This is a genomic window from Lactobacillus isalae (assembly GCF_947539375.1).
Taxonomy (GTDB): domain Bacteria; phylum Bacillota; class Bacilli; order Lactobacillales; family Lactobacillaceae; genus Lactobacillus; species Lactobacillus isalae.
The window spans coordinates 446,553-459,351 of sequence record NZ_OX443569.1 but is presented as its reverse complement, the minus strand read 5'-3'; the positions used below and the strand labels follow the sequence as shown (position 1 = coordinate 459,351).

At 36.3% G+C, this 12,799-nt stretch carries 9 protein-coding genes; all 9 read right to left on the bottom strand.

Translation table 11 applies throughout. The features are described from left to right. Positions 1–22 precede the first annotated feature (22 nt). On the bottom strand, positions 23–394 hold the full coding sequence (locus QM512_RS02160; RefSeq protein ID WP_282805894.1) for a ribosome-binding factor A: 372 nt from the start codon (positions 392–394) through the stop codon (positions 23–25). Positions 395–424: 30 nt separating this feature from the next. Next, positions 425–3,070 (bottom strand): translation initiation factor IF-2, encoded by a 2,646-nt coding sequence (infB, locus tag QM512_RS02155; protein WP_282805893.1) that lies wholly within the window; start codon positions 3,068–3,070, stop codon positions 425–427. A 4-nt stretch (positions 3,071–3,074) separates the two neighbouring features. Further along, positions 3,075–3,386 (bottom strand): L7Ae/L30e/S12e/Gadd45 family ribosomal protein, encoded by a 312-nt coding sequence (locus QM512_RS02150; RefSeq protein ID WP_282805892.1) that lies wholly within the window; start codon positions 3,384–3,386, stop codon positions 3,075–3,077. A 2-nt stretch (positions 3,387–3,388) separates the two neighbouring features. Further along, entirely contained in the window at positions 3,389–3,685 is a 297-nt protein-coding gene (gene rnpM, locus QM512_RS02145; RefSeq protein ID WP_057718418.1) for an RNase P modulator RnpM, read from the bottom strand. Positions 3,686–3,695: 10 nt separating this feature from the next. Beyond that, positions 3,696–4,916: a transcription termination factor NusA gene (nusA, locus tag QM512_RS02140; protein ID WP_282805891.1), complete on the bottom strand. Its 1,221-nt coding sequence runs from the start codon at positions 4,914–4,916 to the stop codon at positions 3,696–3,698. Positions 4,917–4,935: 19 nt separating this feature from the next. Beyond that, entirely contained in the window at positions 4,936–5,412 is a 477-nt protein-coding gene (gene rimP / locus QM512_RS02135) for a ribosome maturation factor RimP (protein ID WP_282805890.1), read from the bottom strand. A 107-nt stretch (positions 5,413–5,519) separates the two neighbouring features. Then, a complete protein-coding gene (locus QM512_RS02130; RefSeq protein ID WP_282805889.1) occupies positions 5,520–9,818 on the bottom strand; it encodes a PolC-type DNA polymerase III in 4,299 nt (1,432 codons plus the stop codon). A gap of 5 nt (positions 9,819–9,823) precedes the next feature. Next, positions 9,824–11,521 (bottom strand): proline--tRNA ligase, encoded by a 1,698-nt coding sequence (locus QM512_RS02125; RefSeq protein WP_282805888.1) that lies wholly within the window; start codon positions 11,519–11,521, stop codon positions 9,824–9,826. 16 nt (positions 11,522–11,537) lie between these two features. Next, positions 11,538–12,794, bottom strand: coding sequence for an RIP metalloprotease RseP (rseP, locus tag QM512_RS02120; protein WP_282805887.1), 1,257 nt, complete (start codon positions 12,792–12,794; stop codon positions 11,538–11,540). Positions 12,795–12,799 lie beyond the last annotated feature (5 nt).

The window sequence follows — 12,799 nt, the reverse complement described above, 5'->3', positions numbered from 1 at the left end:
AAAGACGCCTTTCGGCGCCTTTTTACTTATTTTTATTTTCACGTTCTTGATCTTGCTTCTTTACTTGGTTGATTAAATTATCAATCTTTGAACCATAAGCAACAGAAGTATCACGTTTAAAAATTAACTCAGGAACTTTATAAACAGTCAAAGTTTGACCAAGCAAGTGACGCATCATTCCTTTTGCTTTATCAAGTCCCTCAGCTACTTCCTTTTCCTTTGCTGGATCTTCCGTCAACAAACTGTAGTATACAGTTGCATATGATAAATCATTTGTACATTCTACAGCTGTGATAGTAAGATCACTCAAACGTGGATCACGAATATCTTTACGTAAAATCTTAGTTAACTCACGTAAAATTTCGCCTTCTACGCGACCAATTCTATGTTTCATAATTAAGCTCCTTTTTGTGAAAAAAGATGCCTATTTAACAGGTACCTCTTGCATTTCATATGCTTCAAGTTGATCGTCAACCTTGATATCGTTGAAGTTTTCAATTGTGATACCACAATCAAATCCTTGTTTAACTTCTTTAACGTCATCCTTGAAACGCTTAAGAGATGCAACTTTTCCATCATACTTAACAATACCGTCACGAATTACACGGATGCCAGAGTCTCTAGTAACATATCCATTGTCAACAAAAGCACCAGCGATTGTACCAATCTTAGATACCTTCCAAGTTTCACGAACAGTTAAGTTTCCAGTAACCTTTTCCTCGTATGTTGGTTCAAGCATACCCTTCATGGCAGCTTCAACATCATCCATAACCTTGTAAATGATGTTGTAGAGACGAATATCTACACCTTCAGTATCTGCTTGGCTCTTGGCAGTATTAGTTGGTCTAACATTAAACCCAACAATAAATGCATTTGAAGCACCAGCTAAAGTAACATCAGATTCATTAATTGCACCAACACCAGAGTGAATAATATTAACTCTTACACCTTCAACTTCAATCTTTTCAAGAGATTGTTGCAATGCTTCCGCAGAACCCTGAACATCAGCCTTAAGAACAATGTCAACTTCCTTCATGTTCTCTTTCTTCATTGTATCAAACAAGTTGTCCAAAGTAACATGTTGTACATTTTCACGTTGTTTTTCCAAGGCATTCTTGGCACGTTGTTCACCGACGCTTCTAGCAGTCTTTTCATCATCAAAGACAACTAACTTATCAGCTGCTTCAGGAACATCGTTTAAACCAGTAATTTCAACAGGAGTAGATGGGGTTGCCTTCTTAACTCGGCGTCCCTTGTCGTTAGTCATAACACGAACACGACCAAATGTGTCACCAACAACAATTGGATCTCCGACCTTTAATGTACCCTGTTGAACTAAGATATCGGCTACTGAACCACGGCCTTTATCAAGACGAGCTTCAATTACAGTACCAATTGCTTTTTGATCTGGGTCAGCCTTAAGTTCCATAACATCAGCTTGGAGTAAGATCATTTGTAATAATTCTTCAACATTCTTACCAGTCTTTGCAGAAATCTTAACAAAGATTGTATCTCCACCCCAATCTTCAGGAACTAAACCATATTTCATAAGTTGTTCCATAACATGATCTGGGTTTGCGCCTGGCTTATCAATCTTGTTAACTGCAACAATAATTGGAACACCTGCGCTCTTGGCGTGGTCAATAGCTTCAATTGTCTGTGGCATTACACCATCATCAGCTGCAACTACAAGAATAACAATATCAGTAATCTCTGCACCACGAGCACGCATGTTAGAAAAGGCAGCGTGTCCTGGAGTATCCAAGAAAGTAATCAAACGATCATCAATTCTTACTTGGTAAGCACCAATCTTCTGAGTAATACCACCAGCTTCATGTTCAGATACGTTAGTATGACGTAATCTATCAAGCAAAGTGGTTTTACCATGGTCAACGTGTCCCATAATTGTAACAACTGGTGGACGCTTTTCTTGATGCTTAGAAGCCTTTGATTCTTCCATTTCCTTAGTGTACAAAGTATCAATATCAGAAATATCTTCGTGCACCTTTTCTTCAGCTTCGATACCATATTCAGCTGCTAATAGTTCAATAGTATCTTTATCTAAAGATTGGTTTTGGTTAGTCATAACACCTAGCATAAATAGTTTTTTAACAATTTCTGCTGGTTCTCTATGAAGAAGTTTTCCTAAATCTTGAGCATTCATGCCTTCTTCATAAACTAATGTTTCTGGCAATGGACGTTCCTTTCTTTGGGTTGGTTGCTTCTTTACTTCTTTACTTTGATTAATGCGTTTGTTCTTCTTATTTCTACGGCGACGTGCTTTATCAGAATGTTCGCTTCTTTCACGTTCATAATCTGGAACTTCACGCTTCTTACGAGTAAAGTCTTTTTTACGAGTTGGCTTGGTTTCTTCTTTTTGAGGAGCTGGCACAACTGGTGCAATAGGTTCTACCTTTTTTACAGTAGGTCTCTTAGCCTTGTTTCTTGCTGGGGATGGCTTAATAATCTTAGGACCAACTGGTTTTTGTGAAGCTTGAACACGAGCTTTTACAGCTGCAGCTCCTTCGAGTTTTTCTTCTTTTGGCTTACGAGTATTTTCCACTTTTTTAACCTTTGATCTTTGAGGATTTTGTTCTTGATGCCATTTACGGCGAGAAGCTTCGGTCTGAGCATTTAATTCACTAGCTTCAGCTCTTTGCTTCTTTTTAAATTTACTTAACAAATCACGCGCTGCTGGCTTAGCAGAATTTTGTTTTCTTTCTTCACCAGCGCGACGTTCGTTTTGTTGCTTCTTAAACTTATTGTTTCTGTGTTTATTATTACTGTGACGGTTGTCGCGATCATCTTTATTATCACGGCGACGAATTGCACCTACAGAAACCTTTATTTTAGTTTTTTCTTTACGACTTGAATTTTTAGAATCCTTTTCAGTAGATGGCTTAGTATTATTAGCAGACTTAAAACTATCTACTAACTTAGAAACTTGCTTATCATCTAGGGAGGACATGTGGCTTTTTACATCAAAACCCAAATCTTGTGCCTTTTTTACAACAATTTTGTTTTCAATGTCTAATTCTTTCGCTACTTCATAAATACGCTTTTTAGCCATCAAATCACACTCCTTCGTTTAAATTCTTTATCATTGCCTTGCTGAAGCCTGGATCTGTAACGGAAACTAGTTTTCTTTCTTTTCCAAGAGCCTGCGTTATTTCGGCACTAGAAAAGATATCAACTAGTGGGATATCCTTTTTTCGCATAAGGAAATTAATTTTATCTTTAGTATTTTGACTAACGTCATTACCAATAAAAACCAATTTTGCTTGATTTTTACTTAAAGATATTTTTACTGCATCAAATCCAGTTGCTAATTTATCAGCTTTTTGTGCTAATCCAAGTAAATTTAAAGTTTTTTGTTTGTTTTGCAAAATTATTTATCACCAAACAATTCTTTTCTTGCTTTTTGATGATCAACATATGCATAAAGGTCATCATAAAAATCAGCTGAAACTTTAACACCCAAGCTTTTTTCTAAAACTTGATTCTTTTGTGCTTGAGCAATTTTATCAGGTTCTAAAGATACATAAGCCCCTCTACCTGACTTCTTTCCAGTTGGATCAACCGAGATATTTTTGTCTTTATCAACAACTACACGTACCAATTCTTTTTTAGGTTGCATAGTATTAGTTAATAAGTCCTTACGCATTGGAATTTTTCTTTTTTTCAAAGAAAGTCACCTATTCCTCATCTTTATCTGCATCATCATCTAAAGCTGAATCTACATCTTCTCCATTTGGAAATTCATCGCTTGGATCATCTTCAATTTGTTCAGCAATAGATTCTGGTGTTTCTTCACTTGATACTTCGTTATTATCAGTATCTTGATCTGCTTCGACGTCATCACCATCAGAATCAACAAATTCAACTTGAGATTCAGGTTTAATGTCAATCTTATAGCCAGTTAAACGAGCAGCAAGACGTACGTTTTGACCACGCTTACCAATAGCTAAAGATAATTGATAATCAGGAACAATTACCAAGGCATTTTTATCGTCTTCATCCCCGCTAAATTGAACCGCAATTACTTCTGCAGGATTTAAAGCATTAGCAATAAAGTCAGATGGATTTTCTTCGTATTTTACAACGTCGATATTTTCTCCGCCCAATTCATTAACAATATTTTGGACACGAGCACCTTTTGGTCCTACGAGAGTACCAACAGGATCAATATCTGGATCATTGCTCTTAACAGCAATCTTAGTTCTGTCTCCAGCTTCGCGAGCAATTGATACAATTTCAACAGTTCCATCATAAACTTCTGGAACTTCTTGTTCAAAAAGACGCTTTACTAAATCAGGTGCAGTTCTAGAAACAGTAATTTGAGCTCCTTTTGAATCAGAACCTACTCTAGTTACTAAAACACGAACCTTATCTTGAGGGTTGTAATTTTCACCTGGTAATTGATCGTTATGAGGCATTACAGCTTCTACATTTCCAATTTTCACATAAACAAAGCGATTATCGCGTCTTTCAACTGTACCTGTAACAATCTCGTCTTTATATTGAGAGTATTCACTAATAATGTGTTCTCTTTCAGCTTCACGTAAACGTTGCATGATTACTTGCTTAGCAGTTTGAGCAGCTAAACGACCAAAGTCCTTAGGTGTTACTTCAAAGCGAATCTCATCGCCAACTTCATAAGCACGGTTAATCTCAAGAGCATCTTTAAGACTTACTTCAAGACGGCTATCTTGAACTTCATCTACAACTGTCTTGATTGCGTTAACCTTGAAGTTACCCTTTTTTTCATCAAAAACAACTTCTACATTTTGAGCTTGATTATAATTCTTTTTATATGCAGCGACTAAAGCAGCCTTAATTGCATCAACAATAACTTCTTGCTTAATGCCTTTTTCTTTTTCTAAGGTTGCAAAGGCTTCCACCATTTCTTTAGACATAAGTTTTTGATCATCCTTTCTAAAATTCAACTGCAAAGCGACTAGATGCAATCACATTTCTAGGGATTGTTATTTCTTTGCGTCGTGTTTTGATCTTTACTTCTAAGACGATCTGATCTTGATTGAGATCTTTTAAAGTACCTTCAAAAGTCTTTTCACCATCAATTTTTTGATAAAGACTAACATGAATGTATGATCCTTTGGCGCGCTCCCAATCTTTTTCATTTTTGATTGGGCGCTCTAAACCAGGAGATGAAAGCTCTAAAATATACGGCTCAGGAAAAGGATCAGGATCTAATTCATCTAGTTTTTCTGATACCAATTCACTTAAATTTGCGATCTCTTCAATATCAATTCCGCCTGGGCGACGATCAACATAAATGCGAAGATAATATTGCTTCTTTTCCTTTACATATTCAACATCGACCAGTTCATCGCCTCGTGCCTCAGCTAAAGGCGTAACTACGTCTGCCACCAATTCGGTAACTTTTGTCAAATCTCTTCCTCCGTAATAAAAAGAGTGAGCATTGCTGCTCACTCGAATTTGCTATTCGAACTTCGTTCTTAGAATAGCATATTTACGGTTATTTGTAAATTATCACACTAAAATAGTGATAACTGGTTTTGATCTGGCATTCCTTCAAGAACACCATTGTTTTCAAAGTATTCCATAATTGTTTGTGATACTTTTCCACGAGTTGCAAGATCTTCCTTTGAAAGGAATTTTTGTTCTGCACGTGCAGCAACAATTTGTTTTGCAGCATTATCACCTAAACCTGGAACAGCATTAAATGGAGCCAAAATAGTATGATCATCAATAATCTTAAAGTCAGTTGCTTCTGATTCATTAACATCAACCATTTTAATTTTAATTCCACGCTCTAAACATTCATTGGCAATTTCAAGAACAGTAAGTAATGATTTATCCTTAGCAGAAACATCCATTCCCTTATCCTGAATTTCCTTCATTGCTGCTTTAACCGTGTTCTTTCCATGACTCATCGCTACTAAATCAAATAAATCAGCACGAACAGAAAAGTATGAAGCATAGTAAATTACAGGATAATAGACTTTAAACCAAGCAATTCTAAGAGCCATCAAAATATAAGCAGTCGCATGGGCCTTAGGGAACATATACTTAATCTTTAAACAAGAAGGAATATACCAGTCAGGGATCTTATCATTCTTCTTCAAGATTTCCATATTTTCATCACTAATTCCCTTACCGTGACGCACAGATTCCATTGTAAAGAAAGCAACTTCTGGTTTTACTCCCCAGTGAATCAAGTCCATCATGATGTTGTCACGACAACCAATTACGTTCTTTAGTTTGCAAGTACCGTTATTAATTAAATCTTCTGCATTTCCTAACCATACGTCCGTCCCGTGTGACAAGCCTGAAATCTGCAACAATTCTGAGAAAGTTGTCGGCTTAGTTTCTTCAAGCATCCCTCTAACAAATTTAGTACCAAATTCTGGTACACCTAAGGTTCCAGTCTTTGATTGAATTTGTTCAGGAGTAACTCCTAAAATTTCTGGGCTTGAAAATAGTGACATCACACCCGGATCGTCAGGTGGAATAGTTAATGGGTCAATTCCAGATAAATCTTGAAGCATTCTGATCATCGTCGGATCATCGTGTCCCAGAATATCAAACTTCAAAATATTATCGTGAATAGAATGGAAATCAAAGTGTGTTGTAAGCCAAGCAGCACTTAAGTCATCAGCAGGATATTGAACCGGAGTAAAGTCATAAATATCCATATCATCAGGAACCACAACAATTCCCGCTGGGTGCTGACCCGTGGTTCTTTTCACTCCTGAAGCGCCGGCAGCTAAACGGTCAAGCTCAGCATTTCTTAAATGCAATTCATTTTCATCTTCATAGTGCTTAACATATCCATACGCAGTCTTATCAGCAACTGTGGCAATAGTTCCCGCCCTAAATGAATTGTCAGGTCCAAACATAACTCGAATATAGTTATGTGCCACTGGCTGATAGTCTCCAGAGAAGTTCAAATCGATATCAGGAACCTTGTCTCCATGGAAACCTAAGAAAGTAGCAAACGGAATATCTTGTCCATCCTTAACTAAAGGGGTACCACATTTAGGACAATTTTTGTCTGGTAAGTCATAGCCAGAACCATATTCACCATTTTCAAAGAACTTTGAATATTTACAGTTTGGACAACGATAATGCGGAGCCAAAGGATTAACCTCAGTAATTCCAGACATTGTCGCAACTAAACTAGAACCAACTGATCCACGAGAACCAACTAAATACCCATCTTTATTTGATTTAGCAACGAGTCGTTGAGAAATCAAATAAATAACGGCATACCCATTTGAAATAATAGAATTCAATTCAAGCTCAATTCTATCTTCTACAATCTTTGGTAGTGGCTTTCCATATAATTCGTAAGCCTTATTGTAGGTCAGATCTTTCATTTCTTGATCTGCATTTTCAATATGTGGAGGATATAAACCACTCTTAATTGGAGCGATTTCTTCAATTTGATCAGCTAGCTTATTTGTATTCTCGATTACAATTTCTTTAGCAACATCTTCGCCTAAGAAACTAAAGGCATCAAGCATCTCTTGAGTTGAATAAAAATGTAAATCAGGTAAGTTTTTATTTCGATTAGGATTTGCTTTTTGAGCCGCTAATAAAATTTTACGATAAATTGCTTCGTGAGGTTCTACATAATGTGAATCTCCAGTCGCTACAACGGGCTTATTTAGTTCTTTACCAAGTTTATAAATATTCTGAATAATTTCATGTAACTCGTCTTCATCCTTAATCAAATCGTCTTCAATTAGTGTTTGATAAGCTGCTGGTGGTTGCACTTCAAGATAGTCATAAAAACGTGCCTTTTCTCTTGCTTCATCGTATCCCTTTTGCATCATTGAAATGAATACATCGCCTTGCCAGCATCCACTGCCAAATAATAATCCTTTATGGTATTTTCTTAGCTCAGACTTAGGTGTTCTGGGAATGCGGTAAAAGTATTTAGTACTTGCCAGTGAAACAAGTTTGTACATATTCTTTAAGCCCTCTTGGTTTAAAGCAAGAACACTCATATGACTGGGTTTAGCTCTCTTGTAAACTTGACCATACTTAGCATAATCGTTCATTTTCCCTAAATCTGCTTCATGGAAACGAGCGTTGAAAGCATCAAGTAATTTAAACATTAAATATCCAGTTGCTTCGGCATCCTGGTTGGCACGGTGGTGATGTTCCAAAACCACATTATATTTTTTGGCTAGAGAATCTAACGTGTGACGCGTCTGTTCAGGGTGTAAAAGTCTTGAAACCTCAAGTGTATCAACAACAGGCTGAGAAATTTCGTCTAAACCAGCACGGCGCAAAGCAGCATTCACAAAACCAACGTCGAATTGAACATTGTGACCACACAATGGACGATCACCATAAAAGTCTTTAAATTTCTTGATGACGTCTTTCTCATCATCAGCTGCTCCAACCATTTCATCAGTAATCGAAGTCAAATTAATAGTGGTATCACTCAAGGGATGATGCGGATTGATAAATTCATCAAATCTTTCAAGCACTTCCCCATTTTTCATTTTTACTGCACCAATTTCGATAATAGTGTCATAAACAGATGAAAGACCAGTTGTTTCAACATCGAAAATTACATATTCGCGATCACGATAATCCATTTCTGTAGGATTTAACACAAGTAAGGCATGGTCATCAATCATATTAGCTTCGTAGCCGTATAAGATCTTCATCTTTTCACTTGCACCAGTATGATATGCTTCTGGGAAGGCTTGCACATCGGCGTGGTCAGTTATTGCAATTGCTTTTTGACCAAATTTCTTCGCAGTTTTAATAAAATCACTAGCCGTACTTGTTGCATCTAGTTGACTCATGTTTGTATGAAGATGAAGCTCAACCCTTTTTTCTTCACCTTCATATTTTTCTTCGCGTCCCTTATGTTCAATTAACTCTAGGTTTCGAATGTTGAAAACAACATCATGCTGATATTGATCATCAGCTGCATAACCTTGCATGCGTGCCCAAACACCAGGTTTAATTCCCTTCAAATAATCAATTTGGTCTTTATCAGAAACAAATTTCTTAAAACTGATTGAATCAGTATAGTCAGTTATTTCACCTGTAAATATTACGCTTCCAGACTTCAATTCGTGAATATCGGTATTAAAAATGTGTCCTTCAATAGCCACATTTCCGCTTCCGTCTTCCAAATCTTGAATCTGAATAAACTTAGCCTTCTTATCAACCTTTTTACTGCCCATTCTCGTACTTTTAACAGGCATCTTTTTCTTAGGTTCAGCAGGTTGTTTCTCATAAAATTCCTGCATAGCAGACTCATGTTGTGCTTGAACTTGCTCTAAGCTTCTCAAATTTTCATCAATATTTGTTTCATCAACCTTAGTAGTGAACTTAATATTAAAAAATCCGTAGCGTCTGAATTCGCTATTTAATTCGGCTAAAACTTGCTCCGAAAGTAATCCATTTACAACATTATTCTGGGTTGGAATTAGCCATTTTTCTTTTTCTAAATGTGGAGCTTGTCCTTGTAAAAATTCTCGGACAGCTGGCTTTAGATTAGTCGAATTTTGAATAGCATAAGTCCAATATGATGGTAATTTTTTACTATTTCCATCTCTTGTTTGAACTAATAATTCAACGTTTACAAAAGGCTCAAAAGTTTGATGAATAAGTTCATTAAGAGAACGATAAGTTTCAAAATCTAGTGGTGTATCAAAAAAAACGTGGATTTGCCACTTTCTTTCATTAGCGTATACATCCACGTTTTCAATTTCACCATTTTGGACAATATCGTTATCTTCAAACTTATCAGGAAACTTAATTTGATCTAATAGTTTTTTGAAAAGTTCGTTCTTTTTTGTCACAAAAATTATCCTAACTCTTTTGCAATCACAGCATCCAAATCAGAAATATTAACTTCAACAGCTTTTTCATCAGTTGGACGCTTTACTTCTACAATACCATCTTTTGCTTTTCGACCAATTGTAATTCTCAATGGTGCTCCTACTAAATCAGCATCATTAAATTTAACACCTGGACGTTCATTTCTATCATCGTATAAAACATCATACTTAGCTGAAAGTTCTTTTTCAAGTTTTTCGGCCAATTCAGTTTGAGTTTCATCTTTCATCTTCATTTGAATTAGATGAATAGCAAATGGAGCAATTTCCTTTGGCCAAGCAATTCCGTTTTCAGTTAAGTGTTGTTCAACGGCTGCTGAAAGCATTCTAGTTACACCAATTCCGTAAGAGCCCATGATTACTGGTTTAGCCTTACCATTGTTATCTAAGAAATCAGCACCCATAGTATCAGTATAGTAAGTACCTAATTTGAAAATATGACCAACTTCGATACTTGTAGTAAATTTCAATGGCAAATGATCAACTGGATCTGGTTCACCTTCATTTGCTGTACGAATATCAGCAAATTCATCAACCTTAAAATCACGGTCCAAGTTAGCGTTTTGATATTGATAATCAGTTTCATTTGCACCAACTACTACATTGTATAAGTCCTTAACTGTTTCATCAGCAACGATCTTATCTGCCCAATCAGCGCCAATTGGTCCAACTCCGCCTTTTTCTGAACCAGTAATCTCTACTAATTCCTCAGCATTTGCAGTTCTAACTTCATCAGCATCTAATACGTGACCCAACTTAACTTCGTTAATTTCTTTATCGCCACGAATTAAAACTAAAACTTTTTGATCATCTGCAATGTATAAAATGCTCTTAACAATTCTAGTTGCAGGAACTTTAAGAAAGTCAGCTAGCTTTTCAATTGTGTCCATGCCTGGAGTAGATACCTTACTTAATTCTTTTGCTTCTTCTGGATCTTGTTTAAAGGTATCAATACTTTTAGCCATTTCGAGGTTAGCAGCATATGTTCCCTTTTCATTGGTAGCAATTGTATCTTCACCAATTGCAGCAGGTGCTTGAAATTCTGTTGAATTCTTTCCACCCATTGTACCTGAATCCGCAATAACTGGGTGAACAGTTACTCCAGCACGATTAAAAATCTTTAAATATGCTCCCTTTTGATCATCAAATTGCTCATCTAATTGTTCGCGAGTTGCGGCAAAGCTGTAGCCATCAAGCATCACAAATTCTCTTCCACGAAGCAACCCGAAACGTGGACGGTTTTCATCACGGAATTTAGTTTGAATTTGGTATAAAGCAAGTGGCATTTGCTTGTAACTCTTTAAATTCTTAGCAACAATTTCAGTAAAAGTTTCTTCGTGTGTTGGACCAAGCAAACTTTCACGTCCATGACGGTCTTGAAGTTTAAACATTTCTGCGCCATATTTTTTATAACGACCAGATTCTTGCCAAAGAGTAGCAGGCAAGAGATGAGGCATAATCATTTCAGGTACATTAATATTGTCCATTTCTTCTTCAATAATATTTTCCGCCTTGCGCAATACGCGGTAACCTAAAGGTAAGTATGCATATACTCCCGCCGTTACCTGACGAATATAACCACCTCTAAGCATTAATTGGTGACTTTTTGCTACAGCATCAGAAGGTGCCTCTTTTAACGTTGGCATAAAAAATTTTGATTGACGCATTTATTCCTCCAAAAATTTACTTAATAAAATAGCGATAAATATCATTTCCAGTTACTGCCACAATAAGCAATAATAAAATGACAAAACCGATTACATCTACAATAGCTTCCTTATCTTCAGGAATTGGTTTTCTAATAACTAACTGAACTAAATTAAGTAGCAGCTTTCCACCATCTAAACCGGGAATTGGAATTAAGTTGACAATTCCTAAATTGATAGAAATCATGGCTAAAAATGCTAGTAAATAAGTAAAGCCCATATTCGAAACTTGAACAGTCTGTGAGTAAATTCCCACAGGGCCAGAAAGCTTATTCAAACTGAAATGTCTAAATAAGTTACCGACGGCATTAAATATTAAGCCTGTTGTATTAATGCTTGTATCCCAGCCGCGTTTTATTTTAGCTCCCAGACTACTGTCAGGCTTGCCATAAAAGCCTAATTGATAAACAGTTTGACCATCTATTTTTCTAGCTTTTGGCTTTATTGAAAAATCTTTAACTTTATTATTTCTCTTTACAGTAACTTCGACTTTCTTACCTTTACTTTCAGCAAGTTCAGTCGCAATTTGATTAAAATTGCTGATCTTTTTATCATTAATTGCAATAATTTGATCATTAGCTTTAATTCCAGCAACTTGAGCAGGCTCGTTAGCAATTGTACTGCCAACTGTCGTAGTTGGAGCACCTGGAGCTGCAAGAGACCAAATAATAAATACAATAAATCCTAAAACAATGTTCATAAATGGCCCAGCAAAATTAGTTGCTAGCTTTTTACCAACACTGGCTTCCTGAAATTGAGTATCACGCGGTGCAATCAGTAATTCAGTTCCGTTTTGTTCAATAATAGTCGCATCATGATCAACAGAATACGTCTTAAGCTGATCTTCATTTCCGTTCTCGTAGCCCTGAATAGTTAGATCATCCACTAAATCAGCTGAATTAACTTGAACCGGAATTCCTTCAATTGGCATCTGTGAACCAGATGCATCAATTCTTTTTACCTTATTTTGCTTATCTAACTGCAAAATTACAGTAGTGCCGGGATTAATTTTAGCAGCATCATCAGGACCAGCTAAACGAACATATCCCCCTAATGGAAGCCATCTTATTGTATAAGTGGTCTTAGCCCGCATTTTTTGAAAAAGTTTTGGTCCCATTCCAATTGAAAACTCACGAACTAAAATACCACATTTTTTTGCAACAATGAAATGTCCAAATTCATGGACAAAAACAAGTATCCCAAAAACAACTAGAAAGATTAAAATACCTTTCATTCAGT

What these genes read in the sequence shown, in the direction of transcription:
- nusA (WP_282805891.1), bottom strand. Translation starts at nt 4,916, where the DNA reads ATGTCTAAAGAAATGGTGGAAGCCTTTGCAACCTTAGAAAAAGAAAAA.
- QM512_RS02125 (WP_282805888.1), bottom strand. Translation starts at nt 11,521, where the DNA reads ATGCGTCAATCAAAATTTTTTATGCCAACGTTAAAAGAGGCACCTTCT.
- QM512_RS02160 (WP_282805894.1), bottom strand. Translation starts at nt 394, where the DNA reads ATGAAACATAGAATTGGTCGCGTAGAAGGCGAAATTTTACGTGAGTTA.
- rseP (WP_282805887.1), bottom strand. Translation starts at nt 12,794, where the DNA reads ATGAAAGGTATTTTAATCTTTCTAGTTGTTTTTGGGATACTTGTTTTT.
- infB (WP_282805893.1), bottom strand. Translation starts at nt 3,070, where the DNA reads ATGGCTAAAAAGCGTATTTATGAAGTAGCGAAAGAATTAGACATTGAA.